This window comes from Psychrobacter sp. 1U2 (assembly GCF_051847575.1).
The window spans coordinates 55,378-75,594 of sequence record NZ_JBPYDC010000014.1; the positions used below are offsets into that span (position 1 = coordinate 55,378).

General features: G+C 45.2%; 15 protein-coding genes. 6 read left to right on the forward strand and 9 right to left on the reverse strand.

Going from position 1 to position 20,217, the window contains the following annotated elements; all coding sequences use genetic code 11:
• Positions 1 to 92 precede the first annotated feature (92 nt).
• The 3 genes from ACS8FD_RS08340 (at position 93) to ACS8FD_RS08350 (ending at position 3,429) form a co-directional block, all read left to right on the forward strand.
• Complete coding sequence (locus tag ACS8FD_RS08340; protein ID WP_439275376.1) at positions 93 to 1,274, forward strand: thiolase family protein; 1,182 nt, start codon at positions 93 to 95, stop codon at positions 1,272 to 1,274.
• 428 nt (positions 1,275 to 1,702) lie between these two features.
• On the forward strand, positions 1,703 to 2,551 hold the full coding sequence (locus ACS8FD_RS08345) for a DUF2382 domain-containing protein (protein ID WP_439275377.1): 849 nt from the start codon (positions 1,703 to 1,705) through the stop codon (positions 2,549 to 2,551).
• 167 nt (positions 2,552 to 2,718) lie between these two features.
• The gene (locus tag ACS8FD_RS08350) at positions 2,719 to 3,429 is read left to right on the forward strand and encodes a YsnF/AvaK domain-containing protein (protein ID WP_439275378.1); all 711 of its coding nucleotides are present in this window, start codon (positions 2,719 to 2,721) and stop codon (positions 3,427 to 3,429) included.
• A 144-nt stretch (positions 3,430 to 3,573) separates the two neighbouring features.
• Here ACS8FD_RS08350 and ACS8FD_RS08355 read toward each other — a convergent pair whose 3' ends face one another.
• Both ACS8FD_RS08355 and secA read right to left on the reverse strand, forming a co-directional pair.
• A complete protein-coding gene (locus tag ACS8FD_RS08355; protein ID WP_439275379.1) occupies positions 3,574 to 4,104 on the reverse strand; it encodes a hypothetical protein in 531 nt (176 codons plus the stop codon).
• A 351-nt stretch (positions 4,105 to 4,455) separates the two neighbouring features.
• Complete coding sequence (secA, locus tag ACS8FD_RS08360; RefSeq protein ID WP_439275380.1) at positions 4,456 to 7,278, reverse strand: preprotein translocase subunit SecA; 2,823 nt, start codon at positions 7,276 to 7,278, stop codon at positions 4,456 to 4,458.
• A gap of 253 nt (positions 7,279 to 7,531) precedes the next feature.
• Here secA and mutS point away from each other — a divergent pair, with 253 nt between their 5' ends.
• From mutS to fdxA (ACS8FD_RS08375), 3 genes are all read left to right on the forward strand, one after another.
• Positions 7,532 to 10,510, forward strand: coding sequence for a DNA mismatch repair protein MutS (mutS, locus tag ACS8FD_RS08365; RefSeq protein ID WP_439275381.1), 2,979 nt, complete (start codon positions 7,532 to 7,534; stop codon positions 10,508 to 10,510).
• Between the two features lie 106 nt (positions 10,511 to 10,616).
• Entirely contained in the window at positions 10,617 to 10,940 is a 324-nt protein-coding gene (gene fdxA, locus ACS8FD_RS08370) for a ferredoxin FdxA (protein ID WP_439275382.1), read from the forward strand.
• Positions 10,941 to 10,965: 25 nt separating this feature from the next.
• Positions 10,966 to 11,289 (forward strand): ferredoxin FdxA, encoded by a 324-nt coding sequence (fdxA, locus tag ACS8FD_RS08375; protein WP_439275383.1) that lies wholly within the window; start codon positions 10,966 to 10,968, stop codon positions 11,287 to 11,289.
• Between the two features lie 111 nt (positions 11,290 to 11,400).
• Here fdxA (ACS8FD_RS08375) and ACS8FD_RS08380 read toward each other — a convergent pair whose 3' ends face one another.
• The 7 genes from ACS8FD_RS08380 to ACS8FD_RS08410 form a co-directional block, all read right to left on the reverse strand.
• A complete protein-coding gene (locus ACS8FD_RS08380) occupies positions 11,401 to 12,903 on the reverse strand; it encodes a fused MFS/spermidine synthase (protein ID WP_439275384.1) in 1,503 nt (500 codons plus the stop codon).
• A gap of 98 nt (positions 12,904 to 13,001) precedes the next feature.
• Positions 13,002 to 13,370, reverse strand: a complete 369-nt coding sequence (locus ACS8FD_RS08385) for a type IV pilin protein (RefSeq protein ID WP_439275385.1) — start codon at positions 13,368 to 13,370, stop codon at positions 13,002 to 13,004.
• Positions 13,371 to 13,557: 187 nt separating this feature from the next.
• Complete coding sequence (locus tag ACS8FD_RS08390; RefSeq protein ID WP_439275386.1) at positions 13,558 to 13,956, reverse strand: pilin; 399 nt, start codon at positions 13,954 to 13,956, stop codon at positions 13,558 to 13,560.
• 326 nt (positions 13,957 to 14,282) lie between these two features.
• Positions 14,283 to 14,708 carry a type IV pilin protein gene (locus ACS8FD_RS08395; RefSeq protein ID WP_439275387.1) on the reverse strand — a complete coding sequence of 142 codons (426 nt, stop codon included), beginning with the start codon at positions 14,706 to 14,708 and terminating at the stop codon, positions 14,283 to 14,285.
• Between the two features lie 80 nt (positions 14,709 to 14,788).
• Positions 14,789 to 15,343 (reverse strand): type IV pilin protein, encoded by a 555-nt coding sequence (locus ACS8FD_RS08400; protein ID WP_439275388.1) that lies wholly within the window; start codon positions 15,341 to 15,343, stop codon positions 14,789 to 14,791.
• Positions 15,344 to 15,355: 12 nt separating this feature from the next.
• Complete coding sequence (locus ACS8FD_RS08405; RefSeq protein ID WP_439275389.1) at positions 15,356 to 19,303, reverse strand: pilus assembly protein; 3,948 nt, start codon at positions 19,301 to 19,303, stop codon at positions 15,356 to 15,358.
• A gap of 33 nt (positions 19,304 to 19,336) precedes the next feature.
• Positions 19,337 to 20,209: a PilX N-terminal domain-containing pilus assembly protein gene (locus tag ACS8FD_RS08410; protein ID WP_439275390.1), complete on the reverse strand. Its 873-nt coding sequence runs from the start codon at positions 20,207 to 20,209 to the stop codon at positions 19,337 to 19,339.
• Positions 20,210 to 20,217: the final 8 nt, after the last annotated feature.

The window sequence follows — 20,217 nt, forward strand, 5'->3', positions numbered from 1 at the left end:
CTTGCCCCTATAATAAAAGCAAGGTTATTGTAAAATCTTCGTTGATAAAGAATACCAATAGCAAAAATTAATACTGAAAAGGACGAATAACTATGTCAAATGATGCAATCGTAATCGTCAATGGCGCGCGGACGCCAATGGGCGGCTTTCAAGGCGCACTAAAAGATGTCAGTGCGGCGGATTTAGGAGCAGCCGCTATCAAAGCTGCTGTTGAGCGTGCTGGTGTCAGCGCTGATAGTGTCGATGAAGTGATTATGGGCTGTATTTTGACCGCAGGTTTGGGTCAAGGCCCTGCCCGTCAAGCCATGCGCAAAGCTGGCTTGCCAGATAGTACTGGCGCGGTCACTATCAACAAGCTCTGCGGCTCTGGCCTTAAAGCGGTGATGCAAGCTTATAACGGCATCAAAGCAGGTAGCTTCGACATCGCCGTCGCAGGTGGCATGGAGTCGATGACTAATGCACCTTATATCATGCCAGGCGCACGCGCAGGCTACCGTATGGGACATAAAGAGGTCAAAGACCATATGTTCCTAGATGGTCTAGAAGATGCCGAAACCGGCAAGCTTATGGGCCAGTTCGCGCAAGAGATGGCGAATGAGAAAGGCTATAGCCGCGAACAAATGGACGAATTTGCTATTGAGTCTTTGAATCGCGCGCTAACCGCTATCAAAGACGGTCACTTCGACAACGAAATCACCCCGGTCACTTTTGAGACTCGCAAAGGCGAAAAAACCGTCGATACCGACGAAGAGCCGGGTCTTGCGAACGCTGAGCGCATCCCAAATCTACGCCCCGCTTTTGCCAAAGACGGTACCATCACCGCGGCCAATGCCAGCTCAATCTCAGATGGCGGCGCGGCCGTGGTAGTGATGAAAGAGTCGCAGGCAAAATCAGAGGGCTTAGAGTTTCAAGCGCGTATTATCGCCACCACCTCAAACTCTCGTCATCCTAGCGAGTTCACTATCGCACCTATAGGAGCGATCGAAAAGGTCTTAGATAAAGCGGGCTGGTCAGTCGCTGATGTTGATCTTTGGGAGATTAATGAGGCTTTTGCTATGGTGACTATGGCTGCTATGGACGAGCTAAATATCGAGCATAGTAAAGTTAACATTGAAGGCGGTGCTTGTGCGCTCGGTCATCCTGTTGGCTGCTCTGGGGCGCGTATCTTGATCACATTGATTAACTCGCTACAACGTACAGGCGGTAAAAAAGGTGTCGCTACCCTTTGTATCGGTGGCGGTGAAGCGGTAGCGGTAGCTATCGAACTACCATAAAGCGTGTTACTCAGTTTTTTAACCTAATAGTTTATCCATTATGACCGTATCAGCTAAAGCTATGCGGTTTTTTATTTTGGTTAATATCTAAAAAACAATATGAAAAAGCATTTACTGTAAACAACCGTTAACTTATACCTTCGCCATGTTATAGCGCTTACAGCCTATTACACGCTTTTACGTCTATCGCACATTTTGCTACCTCGCTTATATACCTCCTGCTGTTTGCTCTTGTTATTCTAATAACCAGTTGAGGCGAGGTAATTAACAATAACTAATTCACTTACCGAACTGAAATTTTACAGAATTAGTGGTTATCAAATCAGCTATTAAGATTTTGACTGCTATATTCTAAGTACTTAACATTGTATTTATCACTCAAGTTTTCATTTTCAATAAAAATTAACTCATATAAAAGGAAGATAATAATGAGCCAACTTATCCGTTTACAAGATATTCAAGCAACTCACCGTGACCTAATTGGTGATGACTATTATGACCCAACTGGCAAAACTGCTTATGGTGTTAACGAAGACAAAATCGGTAAAATCGATGGTGCTTTAGTAGAAGATACGACTGGTCGTATTCGTTACTTAATCGTTGATGCAGGCGGTTGGTTTAGTTCAAAAGAAGTATTAGTACCTGCAGGCCTCGCTCGTATTGTTGGTGATGATGTATTCTTTGATAGCTTGACCAAATCACAAGTAGAAGCGATGGAAGTCTATGATCATGACTATCAGTATAGCTATAAAGAGCAGTATGAAAAAGATCGTCAAGCTTTTGTAGCCGATACTGTTCCTACTGAAGAGCACGTAGAAATTTCTGATGCCCATTATGAGGCTCCGAACACTTTGGAGCTGTTAGAAGAACGCCTAACGGTAAATAAAGATCGTATCGTAGCAGGCTTAGTCAAAGTCGGTAAACACGTCGTGACCGAAGAGCGTAACGTCAATGTAGAGTTAGAAGAAGAACACGCCAATATCCAGCGTACTAACGTAGACCGTGTCTCTGATCGCAAGATTGGTGATGTAGGCGCTGGCGAAACTGTTGAAGTAGAACTAGAAGCAGAACGCGCTCGTGTTGGTAAAGAGACTTATGTGACAGAAGAGGTCAGTGTCGGTAAAACTACTGAACGTCATACTGAGACTATCGTTGAGACCATTCAGCGCGAAGAGCTTGACGTCAATGATGAAGGTAATGTCGTTGACCGTGAAGGTAACTTATATGACCGTGATGACATCACTGCCGAAGACGTCCGCCGCGCTCGTGGTATGTAATAAGCTAAACTACTCATAACAGTATTTTATGATAGTTAAAAGCAGCTGAGTTATCTCAGTAAATTAAGGCCAGAGCTAGTCTCTGGTCTTTTTTTATGTTTAGAGTTAATTTGCAACTATAAGATTTTAGGCTAACTATACAACTGGAAATAACAAGGAAGATGACTATGAATAATGAGTCTAATAAACCATTAAACCCTAACATCAGTAACTCTGATATTAATAACACCGATGTTAGTAATACTGCTCCCCATAACACTATAGATAAGAAAATAGAAGATCATACTAGCGAGCATAAACTCCCCGCTCCCGATGAGATTAGCAATCGTGATGTTACTAATAAAGGTATAAACGCTGATAGTAAGGCCAATCATTTGGCAGGAGCGACTATCAATAAAGGCAGCGGCTATCTTGAGCTATTAGAAGAGCGCCCTGTGGTCAATAAAGAGCGTTTGGACGTCGGCAAAGTCACTGTCACTAAGCATGCGCGCACTAGAACGATTGAGGTGCCCATTGAGCTGGTTGAAGAATATATCACAGTGACTACCGCTTATGAGGATAGTGAAAGCCAAGATATACTTGCAGGCAATTTTGATGATAAAGATATATTGCGCCATGTCGAACCGAGCTTGGACAGCAAAGCGGTTGTGACTATTAATGGCAAACAAGTCGAAATTGGCGATGCACCAGTGGAGATTGTGCTATCTAGACAAGTGGCGACGATTACCAAAGACACTTATGCGATCCAAGAGATCGATATTAGCAAAACTAAGCATACCCATACCGACACGATTCAAGTCGAATTGAAGCACGAAGAGCTTGATGTCAATGAAGAAGGGTTTTTGGCGCACGATAATCAACAGGCTCCTAAAAAGTAATTTCAAACCTTGCTTGTTGATGAGCGAATAAGTCTGTATTTCTCGCTAAAATGGCACTAAAAAAGCAACGCTACTTTAAATCAGCGTTGCTTTTTTTATTTGCACAACTTAGCTAAATCCAAGACCTTATTAAGGCTGTAAAAATTAATCAATCTCATCACATTGATAGGTATTAACGTCAGACTCGCCTTCACTAGCGGTACGAATCACGCCGGTCTCACGCTCTTGATGCGCGACACGCCACTGGGTAAAGCCTGCGCTACCATCGATCGTTGTTGTGCCTTCATAGACTTCTGGATTGGTGCCTTCGTTGGTTTTATTGACTGTGATCACTCCTTTATCTGTGCTCAGCACCGCTTCGTTGCTATCGTCTTTATAAGTGACATCGACTTTTAGCTCAGGCGCACATAAATAAGTGATTTGAGTGACTCCAGTGTTCACCTCAGCGACCGTATCGGCTTGTACTTCATTAAGCGTAGCATCAGCAGCGACGACAGTATCGTTAGGCTCAGCAGGTTCCGCTGACATCGGCACGGCTTGCTCAGCGGCAATATCTTCTTCTAAGCTTGGTTCAGTTTCAGGCTCTTGTTGGCAAGCGCTGAGACTGATGACGCAGGCGAATACTCCGGTCATCATTGCAGACGCTCGTAACGATTTTGATAATCCTAGGCTCATGCCTATCTCCTAAATTTAAATGCTGAAAACTGACAGTGTTAAATGCTTAAGCTTATAATGATAAAGCTCATATTGATACGATTTACAATAATCAAGCTTATGATCATTTAGCGTGTTCAATACTATAGCTTGTCTCTCTTTATGCGCCTATATCGGATTTGTAAACAAGCGGCATCGCTCTTAGCCAAATATAAACCAACTATAACTGTCACTAGCTATCCGCTTTATAGTAGCAAATAGTTTACTAAGTTTTAAAGTAGATTCAGTAAAAAAAGCCGCAGCTACAAAAAACCCTCATCTATAGTAGATGAGGGTTGACAACAGCAATAAACGATTTAAGCATTAAACTGCTTAGATTTTGCCATGACACTGCTTATACTTAAGACCAGAGCCACAAGGACAAGGCGCGTTACGGCTAACGTTCATATTGGCATAAGGATTACCCTCTGCGCCATTAGCAGCGCCTGCCACTGCAGCACCAGCTAGATTCGCGCGTGCGCTCTGTGTTTGATTTTGAGCTTGGCGTTGAGCTTGGCTTTGATTAGCATTGGGATTACGGGCGGCGGCTTGTTGCTCATTACCAGCAAGGCCACTTGCATCTTTATGCTCAAACTGCATTTGCATACGTTCGGCATCCGCGCGTTGCTGCGCCTCTAACGCTTCGATCTCTTCTTTAGTCGGAATGTGCACGCGTGATAAGTCTTGTACCGTTTCCGACTTGATAGCGCCAAGCATCATTTGGAACAGCTCAAATGATTCGCGCTTATACTCTTGCTCAGGGTTTTTCTGCGCATAACCGCGCAGATGAATCCCTTTTCGCAGCTGATCCATTTGCGTCAAGTGCTCTTTCCAGTGTTTATCTAAGCTTTGGAGCATAAAGTGACGTTCAAGCTGTGCCGCATCCTTTTCGCCCATTTGCTCACGGCGACCATGATAATGATCTAACGCTGTCTCAATAATCTTGGCACGTAGGCCTTCTTCATCGAGACGACGATCTTCATCTAGCCAATCATTGACTGGCATATAGAGTTTGAACTCGTCCTCTAGCTCATCTTCTAGTCCATCGATATTCCACTGATCATCGATAGAACCTGGCGGTATAAATTGGTTGATCATCGCGTTATAGACATCGTGATGCATGGCTTCGATAGCTTCTAACAGGTCCATATCCGCGAGCAAATCATCGCGCTGACCATAAATGACTTTACGCTGCTCATTGGCGACATCATCGTACTTGAGTAGGTTTTTACGGGCATCAAAATCGCGGCTTTCTACTTTACCTTGTGCGTTCTCGATAGATTTTGAGACCATCTTATGCTCGATAGCTTCGTCTTCTTTGAGGCCCATCGCCTTCATCATATTGACCACGCGGTCGCCAGCGAAGATACGCATCAGATCGTCTTCTAAGGATAAAAAGAAGCGTGACATACCTGGATCGCCCTGACGACCGGCACGGCCGCGCAGCTGGTTATCGATACGGCGTGATTCGTGACGCTCAGAGCCAATAATATGCAGACCACCAGCCGCGACGACTTGATCATGTTTTTCTTGCCACTTCTCTTTGAGGCGTCGCATCTCCTCCGGCGATACTGATTCGGGATCTTCGATAAACGACTCCCAGTTACCGCCTAGGATAATATCGGTACCACGCCCCGCCATGTTAGTAGCGATGGTGACCGATTTTGGGCTACCCGCCTGCGCAATGATATCGGCTTCGCGCTCGTGCTGCTTGGCGTTTAGGACATTATGCTTGACGCCTTCTTGATCGAGCAAATACGACAACTCCTCGCTCGCTTCAATAGTCGCTGTACCGACGAGCACGGGAGCGCCTTTAGCCTGAATCTCTTTAATCTCGCGGATGATGCCTTGATATTTGCCCAATTTAGTCAGATAGATCTGATCATCCATATCGACCCGAGCGATCGGCTTGTGCGTTGGGATGACAATAACATCTAGATCATAAGTGGATTTAAATTCTGCTGCTTCGGTGTCCGCGGTACCGGTCATACCAGATAGCTTGTCATACAGACGGAAGAAGTTCTGGAAAGTCGTCGTCGCCAGCGTCTGGTTCTCTGCCTGAATCTCGACGCCTTCTTTGGCCTCAACTGCTTGGTGCAGACCCTCTGACCAGCGGCGGCCCGGCATCGTCCGACCCGTGTTTTCATCGACGATGACCACTTCGCCCTCATCAACGATATAATGGACGTTTTTGACAAAGACATGATGGGCGCGAATAGCGGCTTGTACGTGTGCGAGTAGCGGCAAACGGCTTGGGCTATAGAGGCTCTCGTTTTCGCCAAGCTCGCCGACTTTGACCAAGAAGCGCTCAATCTTCTCATAGCCTTTTTCGCTGATTTCAATCTGGCGGTTTTTCTCATCGATCCAGAAGTCTTCGTCTTCGTTCTCTTTGTTGGCTTCTTCATCTTTTGAGCGTATCAGTAGCGGAATAATGGTATTAATCAGCGCATACATACGTGATGAATCTTCCGCTTGCCCTGAGATAATCAGTGGCGTGCGCGCTTCATCAATCAAGATAGAGTCAATCTCATCAATGATACAAAAATTCAGCGGACGCTGTTTTTTTTCTGCGAGGCTAAAGACCATATTATCGCGCAGGTAATCAAAGCCGTATTCGTTGTTGGTACCATAAGTGATATCCGCTTGGTAAGCGTTAACCTTTTCTTGTGCGGGCTGCTGCGAGTAAATAACACCAACCTTTAGACCTAAAAAGTTAAATAACGGCCGATTTAAGTCAGCATCACGCGCGGCTAGATAGTCGTTAACGGTGACTAAGTGTACGCCTTTATCACTGATGGCGTTTAGGTACATAGCGAGGGTTGCCATCAAAGTCTTACCTTCACCGGTTTTCATCTCAGCGATTTTACCTTCATGCAAGGTAATACCACCGATCAGCTGGACGTCATAATGACGCATACCAGTGATACGCAGTGAGGCTTCGCGGCAGACGGCAAACGCTTCTGGCAATAGCGCATCAAGGCTTTCGCCTTTTTTATGCCTATCCTTAAACTCCGCCGTCTTTTGCTGTAATTGCTCATCAGACAGGGCTTGCACGCCAGCCTCATGGGCATTAATCTTAGTGACCACTTTGCGCATACGCTTGAGCTCACGGTCATTTTTGGTGCCAACCACACTGCCTACAATCTTTGATAACATAATTTTTTAACCTATGGAAATATTCGATAATTAAAGCGCGCAGACCCACATTTAGCCTGACGTTTTATTATCACCCAATTAAGTGTGTCGTCATTATATATGGTTATGCTGCTGATGGATACAAGGGGCAACGACTAGATATTCGCTGTCATTAAGCGCCCGCTCTCGTGTTAAAATAGGGCTTATTTTTCGCTTTAGCGTTGAGGCTTTATCCCCTTAACTATCGCTAAAAAAGCCTTATAAGAGATTTTGCATGCCTGTTAAGCCCGTCGATCCTACTGCTAACTCCGATACCCTATTAACCATTGGTGATACCGTCTTCGACTTGGCGCACCATACGCCGATGATGGTGCAATATCTGACCATGAAAGCCAGTTATCCAAACGCTTTATTGTTGTACCGGATGGGCGATTTTTATGAGCTGTTCTTTGACGATGCCAAACGCGCCGCGCAGATATTAGATATTACTTTAACTCGCAGGGGTAACGATAAAGCCGGCAATAGCATCGCGATGGCGGGCGTGCCTTTTCACGCCGCCGATAGCTATATGGCACGGCTGATTGCAGCGGGCGAGACGGTGGTGGTTTGCGAGCAGATCGATGAATCGTCCAGTCATAATGCGCCCGTGCTCGCCGATAAACAAAAAAAGAATGCTAGCACCACACCGAATAATGGCATCATGCGCCGCGAAGTGGTCAAGACCTTGACTGCTGGCACGATCACCGATGATGCGCTCATTAGCGCCGGATCTACGCCAACGGTCGTCGCCATCGATATTCAGGCGGATTTAGTAAAACCGGCAACGACTAAGCGCACGAAACAACCGCTACAAGCCGCTATCAGTCAGCTCGACTTAGCGGCCGGTACGCTAACCACACAGACGCTAACGGTCGCGGACTCGGCGGAACCTGCTGAGGCTCGCGCCCAGCTACAAACACAAATGCTTACTGTACTCGCGCGTTTTGCGCCTAGCGAAGCAATTGTCAGTGAGTTAAGCGATGAGCAGTGGCTCGCTTGGCTGCGCGGCCAGCTAGCCTGTCCTATTATCGAGGTCGCGGCTACTGATTTTCACCCGGATCATGCGGCCGCTACCCTCTGTGAGCAGTTTCAAGTGCAGCGCCTTGATGGCTTAGGTATCAGTCAAGCGCTGCTAGCGCAAACCAGCTGTGCGGCGCTCATTCACTACGCGCGGCAAACCCAGCAACGGCAAATACCGCAGGTCAATCAGCTCATCATTGAGCACAGCGACGACTATCTCATCATCGATGCCGGCAGTCAGCAAAACCTTGAGCTGTTCACCCCGGTGAGTAGTAACGGCACTTCTTTAATCTCCGTGCTCAATCAGTGCCAAACGCCGATGGGTAAGCGCTTACTGGTGCAGCAGATGAAGCGGCCACTACGTCAGCGTACGCGTATCAATTTGCGTTTGCAGGCGATAAGCGCGCTATTGTCAGCCAACCACACCACTTCACACTCAAACCATTCTGCCTTAGTGAGTGAGCTGCGCGATACGCTAAACACCATTGGCGATATCGAGCGTATCAGTAGCCGTATCGGCCTGATGAGCGCCAAACCGCGTGACTTGCGCAGGTTAACCGATAGTATCGCGCAAAGTGCTCAGCTAGCACAGTTATTGACCGATGCTGGTATCGATGCTGAGCAAGCAGGCTTATTACCGATGCTAATGCAGCAGCTGCCCAATTATTTACCTGCTGTGCAGCAAGTCGCGGAGCGTATTGAGCGCGCTATCGTTGCGGAGCCGCCTGCGCATACTCGTGATGGCGGTATGCTCGCCACCGGCTTCGATGCTGACTTCGATCGGCTAACGCATCTGCATGATAATATCCAAGCTACCCTCGATACAATGGCAGATAGCGCGCGGCAGCAGTATAGCCTCCCGAGCTTAAAAGTCGGCTTCAATAAAGTCAGCGGCTTTTATTTTGAGCTGCCAAAGATGCAAGCTCAGCACGCGCCCACGCACTTTATTCGTAGGCAAACTCTCAAAAACGCCGAGCGCTTTATCACCGAAGAGCTAAAAGAGCTAGAAACTGAATATCTAAGCGCGCAAACTTTAGCGCTAGCGCGTGAAAAGCAGCTCTATCAGCAGCTGCTTAGCGAGCTGAGTGGACATCTGACTGAGCTGCAGCAACTGAGCGCCGCCGTAGCGCAGCTCGATGTGCTCGCCAACTGGGCTGATTTGGCAATAACTTATGACTGGCAGCGTCCAGTGATGACCGATGACAACGCGCATATCGATATAAAAGCCGGGCGTCATGTGGTGGTCGAGGCAGTATTGAGTAAGGCGAACCATCACAGCCAGGCGTCTAGTCAATTTGTGGCTAATGACTGTCAGTTGGACGCAAGCGAACATCCTGAGCGTTTACTACTGATCACCGGACCTAATATGGGCGGCAAATCCACTTATATGCGCCAGACTGCCTTAATCGTTATGCTCGCGCACTGTGGCAGTTTCGTTCCGGCCCAGAGTGCTCATATCGGCGATATCGATCGCATCTTTACCCGTATCGGCTCGGCGGACGATCTCGCCGGCGGTAAATCAACCTTTATGGTGGAGATGATAGAGACGGCCAATATCTTAAACCAAGCGACCAATAAGTCGCTAGTACTGATGGATGAAGTCGGACGCGGTACAGCCACCACCGATGGTCTGGCAATCGCCCATGCTTGCGTCAATAAACTACTTGATATCGGCTGCTTGACGCTATTTGCCACCCATTACTTTGAGCTGACGCAATTGGCGCAGCAGAATAAGGCCATTCGTAATGTCCATGTCGCCGCCAGCGAAGTCGATGGACAGCTGTTACTCTTACATAAAATCGTCGATGGCGCTGCCAGCTCTAGCTTTGGGCTACACGTGGCAAAAATGGCCGGTATTCCTAGTGCTGTATTGGCCGATGCCAAACGCTATCTGATCGATAATCTGATGAATCATAAAACAACCCATGACGATAGTAATAGCGCTGATGACAAAATCGACTTAACTCATTCCGTAACGGATGAACGTTCGCAGTATTATAATCATAATGACAATAAAGCTGATGCGACCCATTTAGTAACCGCTAGCAACCCATTATATGATACTCAACAAAATCAATGGTTTGCGATACAAGACGAGCTCAATAACATTGATCCGGACAGCTTAACTCCCAAGCAAGCGCATGATAGGCTCTACATCCTCAAACAACTCATTGGTCGTGAAAGGGAATTGTGAAAAGTGTCCAAAAGCGCTAAAATACGCTTTATTTTATATCATTCTTTTAGTCTGATTTGCTTTTAGCCCATTGGCAGTCAGTCGAACCAATAACAGGTAGCCCGCTATGACCTTTGTCGTTGCAGATAATTGTATTCTTTGTAAGCACACTGACTGTGTGGAAGTCTGTCCGGTGGATTGCTTTTATGAGGGGCCAAACTTCTTAGTCATCGACCCTGATGAGTGTATCGACTGCGCCCTCTGTGAGCCTGAATGTCCAGCCAATGCTATCTTCTCAGAAGACGAAGTGCCGAAAGGGCAAGAGGTCTTTATCGAGCTCAATGCGGAGCTGGCACAAAAATGGCCAAATATTACTGAGATGAAACCGCCACTGCCAGAAGCAGAAAAGTGGGACGGCGTCGAAGGTAAGATTCAGTATCTGGAGAAGTAGGCAACTCACTAACAGGTAGCCCGCTATGACCTTTGTCGTGACCGATAACTGCATCCTTTGCAAATACACGGACTGCGTGGAAGTCTGCCCGGTGGACTGCTTTTATGAAGGGTCGAACTTCTTAGCCATCGACCCTGATGAGTGTATCGACTGCGCATTGTGTGTGCCCGAATGTCCTGTCAACGCAATATATGCAGATGATGAAGTGCCCAAAGATCAACGGATCTTCTTCGAGCTTAATGCCGAGCTGGCACAGAAGTGGCCAAATATTACCGAGATGAAAGATCCCCTACCCGATGCGGAAAAGTGGGACGGTGTTGAGGGTAAGATTCAATATCTAGAAAGGTAACTGGATTGTTAACAGTGATTGCTTATACATAAAGCATTTTGATGAGAATTAGGCTGTGGCTTTCGCTACGGCCTTTTTTATGGCATAAATATTTTATGGAATAAATAGTACTTACATCGCCCGATAATAATAACGATCCAATCTTGGCACATCATCGGTATGCAGCGGCTGCGTACGATTAAAGAAATTCACTTGCGCAAGCCTCACGCTACCCGGACATTCAAAATTACAAAGCATGATATTTTGTATCTCATCGCGGTTACGCTTATTTGGTGTGGTCTTGGTGAGGATATAAGCGTCATCGCCAAACACCTCATGCCAGTTGTTAAATAGCGTCTGGCTATAGCCGTGCTCTGCATTGGCCTTGCCGATCATATTGGCCATGATATAGCTGCTATTATTCTTAAACTGTGTCAACGCTTCAAGCGTATATAAATTCCCAGCGACATGTCGCCCTTGAAAAGCATCTATCAGCATAAAGTCATAGCTAGCATCGCGATGACGCGTTAAATAGCCACGCGCATCATCACCGATAAACGTAATATTCTCCGCTATCGGCGCTTTTAGAAAGTGCGCTTCTACGATATCCGGCAGACCTTTGTCAATATCGATGACTGTCAGCGCCATATCCGGATTATGATGCGCCACTTCGCTGGGCGTACCCATCCCTGCGCCGCCGAGGAATACTAAGCTCTTTGGCTCGATTTGTTCAATCGCTTCAACGGTAATCTTGCCGTACCAGTGGCAGTTCTGTTTAGATAGATATATCCAGCAGCTACTGGTAGTCTGGCCGGGTTTATCAGTGATGGTAACGGCTAGTTGATCGTCGATGACGGTCTGTTTGATAAACCAAGCATTGGTGGCGGTTTGATAGCCCGTATCGACTTTATTGAGGACAATAAAAATAAAAGTCACCGCAACCGCTGCTAGTGCAAGACTATAATTCATGCGATGCGTCGATAGACTCAAGGGTTCGTCATTTTGTACTTGTATCGCTAAGCGGGTACATAAATAAGCGCTAATCGCTAAAGCGGCAATAAATAACGCGAGGCTACTCATAAGACCGATATAAGGCAATAATAATATCGGCGTCAGTGTCGAACCCAGCACACTACCGACAGTGGTAATCGCGACCATCATGCCAGCATTTTTACCGGCATCGACATTGTTATTATCATCAGCGTTCTCATATTTAAGCGATAAAAACTGGGTAATGAGCGGAATAGCGGTTGAGCCAAACGCCAGCCCGACGCCAAACAATAAACCGACACCGATAGCGGCAATAATCGGACTGTCGATACTAGCAGTCATCGCTGCAAGCAGTGGCAGTTGGATAATACAAGCGATCGCGTGAGAGATAGCAGAAAGCGAGAGCACATAACCGGCTTTAAGTAGCGCCTGCCTTGGGGTGTGAATATCTTGCGAGAGCCGTCCGCCATACCAGTAACCCACGGCAATGGCGATCAGTACCATCGCGAGGATGACGCCCGTAATCGAGATGGAGGAGCCGATATAAGTCGCGGAGATACGAATGGCATAAATCTCGATACCGAGACCGGCAAAGCCCTCGAGTAGCGCAATCGCGAGGCAAATCCCTAACACCTTTTTTTGCATAAAATGAGTCGTTATTGTAATTGGGGTGTGGTGATTTTACACTATTGGGGTTGGGCGTGTTTGGGAAGTGGTTGTTTGGTTTAATAGAAAGAATTTAATTAAGGCATTATCCGACAAGGCGAGCCATTAGGGATATCGCACTCGATACGAGCGTTGGAAGGAGATTTAACTATCGCTATTACTTTCTGCTGAGTAGCTAGCGTCCAGTCTGTTGTATCTGTGATTGATTGGCAAGATTGTAAAGTGGGTGCAATTGGATTATTGCTATCATCTTGATCATTAAGAATATAAAAAACGTTATTGCTATAGCTTTTTACTTCTGACAGACAGGCATGGTTGTAAGCTTCAACAATATACATAGTATAACTACGGGTTGCAATTACTGCTAACATTCCGAAGATAGCAATGACAATCATGATTTCTACTAGTGTAAAGCCAGATTGTTTATTACAGTGATTTGAACACATATAGATATCAAATATAGTTAAGGTTTACCTAGTTACTGCACATCTTGTACCAAGACACCTATCGAAATTAATTATTCGTAGTCACATAAAGAACGATCAATATAAAACAAACTTTTGCTTGGTTTTATATTGATCGTGTTTAGTTTAAAGGACTAACATAGTACTGAGTATAAGTTAGTTTAATTTATTAGATATAATCACCACTCTCTGCCCATGCGATAGTGCCCCCATTTTTTGTTCCTGTAAGAACATAAGTTTTGCTATCTACATTAGTACCTGTGATCACAATTTCACCCGCATCAACTTCATCTAAAACCACAGTAGAGACAGTTGCACCATTTTCCGCTTCGGTTTTTGTAGTCCCTATCTCTGCATAAGTATCACAACTTGCTAATGCTGCATCTTCTGTTTGAAAACATATATCAACTGCGTTTTTTACAGAGGCTACAGCTACTCTCGTTTCTGCCAAACGAGCTTTCGAAGTATAATTCTGATAAGCTGGAACGGCAATCGCAGCCAAGATACCGATAATAGCAACAACGATCATTAGTTCGATTAAGGTAAAACCTTTTTGAGCAGTGTTCATAAGAACTCCTTAGGGTGGTATAGAGACAGTCGGTTATAGTACGACCTATCTTTAATTTACAGATTAAAAATTGGCTATTACGCCTCATAGTATTAGTTGCACATAATATGCCAAAACTAAAAAATAACGGACGTAATAGGAAATTACGGGTTTTACCCCTATTTTTTACCGTTTATGACAAAATTTCTACCGCTTGTTAGTGTATCGTTAACATAATGTTACTGTCAACCTACTAATAATTGTCAACATAGTAATTTTTATAGAGAAAAATAGCAGCGGTTGACGTTTATTGTCACTAAATATTTGAGCTATACAAAAATTGTCAATTACTGCCATTCGTTGCCTGTACCACAGCTAGTATCTCGACACTTTAGCCCTTGATGATTGAGGGTAATATTACCATCGCCTGCCATTCTACTCCCTGTTATTGGAGTCGCGGTAATTGTCCAATTGGCGGTTAAGGGGTTTGGTGTCACCGTCACCGTATAGAGAGCTGTGCCTTGTGCCGGATAGCTCTTATTATTGAAGTCACTCATCACCGCCGTACTAATGGTGCTATAGCTGCCTTGTGCTAACTTACGGCTCTGAATCTCGGTGGCGATATTGTGTAGCTCGCTCATCATATCGGCGCGGTTGGTTCTCTCTACATAGCCTTGATAGCTGGGATAAGCGATAGCGGCCAGTATGCCAATGATAGCGACGACGATCATCAGCTCTATCAGAGTAAAGCCATGAGCATGTTTAGACATCATAGTTATTTTTAAACCCAGTTCAATTGACTTGTATTCTTATCACTTTTCTATCATTTCCTAACTAATAGACCGTTTATTGATTACCAATCTTGCTGATTGGTACCGCAATCAGTAGATTCATAATCCACATCTCGATCGATACTCTCACACCTAACCCCTGTACTAGTGAGCATAAACAGACTGGCGTTATAGTCCGCAAGGTCGCTATTGGGCTCAGCTAGCATGCGCCACGAGTTACCTGCAGTAGAGAATGTACCGTTACTAGCGGGCGCAAGCGTACTATCCGTACTGCCATCGACTAGAGTGATTCTATACTTATAATTGCTACTGCTACTCCCCGCCGGGATATAAACAGTCTGATTAGTAGGCGCATCATCATAGCCATGACTGACCGTACCATCATTAGCGATCTGTTTGGGTTGAAACCCTTTATAAGTCAAAGCCGTAGCACGCCAGCGATTCAGCTCAATCTCCAGCTGCTGCATACGTGCCTGCGCTTGCATCTCGGAGTTGCGGACGACATACTGCCTATACGACGGAATAGCTATCGCAGCCAAAATCGCGATGATAGAGACTATAACCATCAGCTCAATAAGGGTAAAGCCTGTCTGCCGTCTTAATGCTTTTGTACTCATAAGGCTACCCTATCAGTCTACTTCATACCAAGTTCTAGGCTGTAAGATAAAACGATCATTGAATATAAAGTCAGGAGCCGTGCCGCTACCTGGAATACGATCATTATTGTTTAGCGACTGATTCAAGCCTTCAGGCTTAGTGAGAGCATTAAAGAGGCCTTTATCATTATCAGTACCGAAGTTGACTCTATCATTAGCGCGTTCAGTCAAAGTCCTAGTGCCTATAAGCAAACGCTGGTTAGATAATGTTGAGCTACGCGGCCCTAAAGTCAGCTCCTGAATACCTTTGCCCGCTCTCACAAATCCGCCCAAGCCATTTTTAGACGCATCATCAGTACAGATACCATAAGGTAGACAGTATAACTGCCTCTCTGAACCACCGGTAATCTTAGCTGAGCAGGAGTCTACTGAGCCATAATTCATATCTGGATTATAGACTGTGGTGTATAAGAAGCTATCGATAACCTCGGATTTGCCGACGCCTTTGCTATAGCGGACGTTACCATAACCGTCAAAACGGGTCAGCGGAATATACCAGCCATTCTTTGATGTACCCTGTAGCGTTGAGATAGCATCGTTCTTTTGCGCTAAAGTGTAGCTACCCTGAGTACCGATAGCAGTCGGTAGTTCCGCTAAGTGACTACTTTCTGAGGTGTTGGCCGTTAGATTAACTACCTTTTGACCGTTAGCATTATTTGTATTGGTAAAGTTACTAGCATAAAAGATATTGTCCGCTTTAGTCACATCGGTATCCATGATGCCATAGAGTCTATCGGATTTATCAGGATTGCGTATTTTTGATAGCGGCGAGCTGCGATCTCCTGAGATTACATTGACCAAAGCAAATAACCGACTACTAATAGGATTACGGTAAAAGCTAACAACTGGACGCTCATAAAACCGGTGATTATACTTAGTATTAGTGCCAGTATAAGCAGGTTGTAGTACGCGAGTCACTCGAGTATTAGTAAAAGAGGTCTCAGGCGACGCTGTAGCTGTGGCAGAAGCCGTAGGCTTGAGAAAACCAGCATTGGTAAAATCAGCGCGGAATACTTGACCGCCCAAATCTGCGAAGTAAATATGATCCATAAAGCCATCGTTATCACGATCTAGAGTTGTCACCCCAGCGACAATACTGTTTTTCATAGTATCGACTGTCTTAGTTGCACTTGAATCGCTAGAAGCTGACCAAATGAGATCACCTGTGATGGCATTGATGATGTAGACGGCATTGCCTTTGATATCAGTATCTCTCTTGCCCGAGCAATTACCCAATTCACTATCAGTCACGCCCACTTGAAAGCCTTCGTACTCGTAGCACATGTCATAACCGCCGCCGAATATCAGCACATCTGTACCTTTATCGCTGGCAGCAGTACTGGTTTTTATCTTAGCTTTGGTAGGTTTAGACCAAATCTGCCCCATACGGCTAAAGCCTGAGGTTGCAGGCGTAATCGCAAACATCATACTAGGGCTTTCGTTACTTTCAAGATCTAGGCCATAAAAAGCTTCACCGCCCATACGTAGACCACCATAAGCATAGATGCCTTTATTATCTGTCGTGTCAATGTTGACGCGGCGAGCCTCAAAGTCATACTTATAATCGGCACTAACTAGCCAAGGCGCATCGATACCGAAGTTTGGTGCGCCGATATCCGTCTTAGTCGCGCCTTTGACTAGTGCCGCTGATTTCTCTGGATTGGCTAACATCTCTCTTGGGATAATCACGAACTTCTCTTCGCCCCCATTACCGCCAGCTCTAGCATCGTCAGCATTGACAAGATGTAGGCCACCTTCGGTTGAGCCAAAGAGCACATAATCATCACGAGTGGCAGTGACTTTACCATCATCATCTAAGGTAGCAGAATAAGAGACTGCAGCTGGCGTTGAGTGAATAGATGCGCCTACTACTTTGATCGGCTGAGTGACATTGGCACTAGTGAGCGTCATGTTTTTTACGGCGCCAGACGGTAAGTTATCAAAGCCTAGAAAGCTCAGTAGTCTTCTTAGCGTCGTTTCGTTATAAGTAGCGGTGTCATTGAAAGAAGTGTTGGTTAAAGCAGCATTGTTTATTAACACTTTACCTTCACCACTAATACTTACTTTTTTTAGGACTGGCTTTTTATTAGTCGCACTAGTCCAGTCCTCTACATATAAATTTCTGACAGAAGCTACGCCAGTGGCGGGTGTCGTTAGTTGTGAATAAAAGCCACCAGATTCGACCTTATCATTGGCTCCAGGGTAATTTTTGTCGGACCAAAAATCTTGTGCGGCTGGGTTTAACTCGCCTGCTATATTTTTGAAAAGCTTAGTATTACTTTTACCATAGAGTGTACCCTCATTTAAGATATACTTTTTCATGTTGCCTTCCCAAATCACGGCATTATCCGCGACTTTGGGCTGAATAGTGGGATAATAGGCGACGGCGAGCTGACTATCCGCGCGATAAGGATCGTCTGGGATAATAATCGTACCCGATGGCGTAGACGGTAAGGTTTGGTTTAGGTCACTGACAAAGTTGGTGATACTTTTGATGATATCTTCGGTGGACTGCGCTGAATAAAATCCACCTTCACCAAAGCCACCAACCCCTGGTAGTTCTTCATGAGCTTTTTCACCCCAGTTACAGGCGTTTCTGGCATCTTTATCATCAATGTTTTCACAGTTATAAAAATCACGATTGGCAGTGACGCCTGTTTTGGGATTGGTATAGGGAAGATTGCGAATGACTCGATCTTCTGGATCTTTTTCGGCATCTTCCTCTCTATCAACATTAAAATCTGAACCGAACCCAACTACTGCGGTATAGATTTCTCTATCAGTTCCTAATGGGTTCTGAGTAGGATCGCGTAGCGCTTTAGCGAACGCGCCTACTTGTGGCATGCTATTGTTAGATGAACTGCCACTCGGTAGACTGTTAGACGCTGTTACACTCAGAGAACTACCTAAAGCTAGTCCCATTAAATAGTTAGGATTAGGAGAGCTGTTAGGGGCGCCGTCTGTTAAAAAGTAGATACCACGTCCATCACAAGATGAGGGTGATGATAAGGGACTTATATAGCTATTACTGTCTTTAGAGGATTTAATAGAATCATCATAACCACTATAAGAAGAATCCGAGGTATTAGTACCTAACATATAAGCACCGACTTCAGCATAAGCATTAGCCGTTGGAGTGCCTAGTTCACCTTTCAAGGGTGCTACAGCTTCCTTGATTGCATCGCGCTGCGTCTGATCGAGCAGTCTTGCAGGTACTAATATTTTACCAGTGCTACTATCGGCACCATTATAATTATTATTACTATTACTTTGTGTAGAGTACTGACCAATACCTATGGCTACTTTTTCTGAATTGAGTTGTTGCGTATTTTTCATTAAGGTGAAGATAGCATCTTTCAGGCGCGTTAGGCGGTCGTAGTACTTTCCACCACCGATATCCTTATAATAATAAGTATATGTGTTAAAAAGACCACCTTTCTCAGTTAGATAAGAACCATTAATTGATGGTTTGCTAATTTCTTTGTCACATGAGTTTCTATTTGTGACACCTAGGCCATTGTTGCTTTCACAGAGATACCACTTGTTACCAAAAATACCTGAGTAGTTTGCAAAGAAATATCGCTTTTCACCCGATATTTCACAATACCTTCTCGTATAAGATGGCGTCGTCTCAGAATTCTCAGAACCAACCATATTTCTATTAAAACTGATATTCGAAGGCAAATCACAGGCATAATCAACTTGATCAATCCCCATACTACCTGAGGTATCGAGCATCATAGTGATGGTAGTCTTGCCGCCCTCAGCGGCTTTATAGATCTCCAAGTCGCCGATCTTTTTACCTGCTACATCTGCTTGCGCTACTGGTAGCGACATCATAGCGCCCATGACAACGACTAAATACTTCAAAGGTAACGCAACGGTGCCGCTAACTGGCGATACATTCTTAAGTCGCTTCATGACCTCTATCCTTTTATATAATGAGTCAACTGCTTATGGCGTAGCTTTGAGTACGCATTCTGTATTTAATGAGCCTCTGCCAAATGGAATACATTTTGTAGAAGCAGAGACGTTTTCGACATCCGCTTGCTCATATATCATCTTGCTAGGTGTGCTTGCAGCTTTCATACAGTCATTCAAGGACTTATTAGCAGCTGCGTTGGCTTTGACACTGGTCTGTGCAAAGCAGTTATCACCGTTAGCTTTTGGCTCACTATATGAAGGTAGTGCTGAGGTTGCTCTGATATCGAATTTAAACTTTTTACTGGTTCTATCTTCAATCTCTTTACCTATAACGACATGACCAAATCTTTCAGCATTGGGGTCGGGAGGTGTGACCGTGACGCTCATCTGAGTAACGACCGTTTGCCTAGCGCTAGTATAACCATCTGCGCTGTTGTAATCGCATACGCCATTGTCTAAGCTGTTCCAATAGCCGCCTGAATTTCCTGCTGGGCCTTTGACCTTGATAGTCGCATTCGATGCCAGATACTTTTTGGTACGCGGGTTAAAACAATAAATAAACTCATTAGTGGCGTTTTCAGGGTTTAATAAAAAGTGACCGAACACCCCGGCAGCACTGGTAACGTCTTTATATTCAGTAGTCGTCGCACTCCCATTAAGCATCATCTCAAGCTTTTGATTGGCACTATCTGCGGACTGTAGTAGTACGGTATTGATCTGATCGCTTGTAGCAATTTTTAGATCGGTACTGCTTTGTCTCACCGCTATAGCACCCGCTAGCATAATCAAAACCAAGAACAATAGCACCACTATTAGCGTTGCTCCGCGCTCGCGGCTTCGATATCTAAGAGTCATTTTGATATCTTTTGTGGTCGAACTTGATGAATAGTGCTTTGCAGTCACTCTTATTC

Excerpts from the sequence above, each read along its gene's own strand:
- ACS8FD_RS08340 (WP_439275376.1), top strand. The coding sequence starts at position 93 with ATGTCAAATGATGCAATCGTAATCGTCAATGGCGCGCGGACGCCAATG.
- ACS8FD_RS08380 (WP_439275384.1), bottom strand. The coding sequence starts at position 12,903 with ATGCAAAAAAAGGTGTTAGGGATTTGCCTCGCGATTGCGCTACTCGAG.
- ACS8FD_RS08385 (WP_439275385.1), bottom strand. The coding sequence starts at position 13,370 with ATGTGTTCAAATCACTGTAATAAACAATCTGGCTTTACACTAGTAGAA.
- mutS (WP_439275381.1), top strand. The coding sequence starts at position 7,532 with ATGCCTGTTAAGCCCGTCGATCCTACTGCTAACTCCGATACCCTATTA.
- fdxA (WP_439275382.1), top strand. The coding sequence starts at position 10,617 with ATGACCTTTGTCGTTGCAGATAATTGTATTCTTTGTAAGCACACTGAC.
- ACS8FD_RS08400 (WP_439275388.1), bottom strand. The coding sequence starts at position 15,343 with ATGAGTACAAAAGCATTAAGACGGCAGACAGGCTTTACCCTTATTGAG.
- ACS8FD_RS08345 (WP_439275377.1), top strand. The coding sequence starts at position 1,703 with ATGAGCCAACTTATCCGTTTACAAGATATTCAAGCAACTCACCGTGAC.
- ACS8FD_RS08390 (WP_439275386.1), bottom strand. The coding sequence starts at position 13,956 with ATGAACACTGCTCAAAAAGGTTTTACCTTAATCGAACTAATGATCGTT.
- ACS8FD_RS08350 (WP_439275378.1), top strand. The coding sequence starts at position 2,719 with ATGAATAATGAGTCTAATAAACCATTAAACCCTAACATCAGTAACTCT.
- secA (WP_439275380.1), bottom strand. The coding sequence starts at position 7,278 with ATGTTATCAAAGATTGTAGGCAGTGTGGTTGGCACCAAAAATGACCGT.
- ACS8FD_RS08355 (WP_439275379.1), bottom strand. The coding sequence starts at position 4,104 with ATGAGCCTAGGATTATCAAAATCGTTACGAGCGTCTGCAATGATGACC.
- fdxA (WP_439275383.1), top strand. The coding sequence starts at position 10,966 with ATGACCTTTGTCGTGACCGATAACTGCATCCTTTGCAAATACACGGAC.
- ACS8FD_RS08395 (WP_439275387.1), bottom strand. The coding sequence starts at position 14,708 with ATGATGTCTAAACATGCTCATGGCTTTACTCTGATAGAGCTGATGATC.
- ACS8FD_RS08405 (WP_439275389.1), bottom strand. The coding sequence starts at position 19,303 with ATGAAGCGACTTAAGAATGTATCGCCAGTTAGCGGCACCGTTGCGTTA.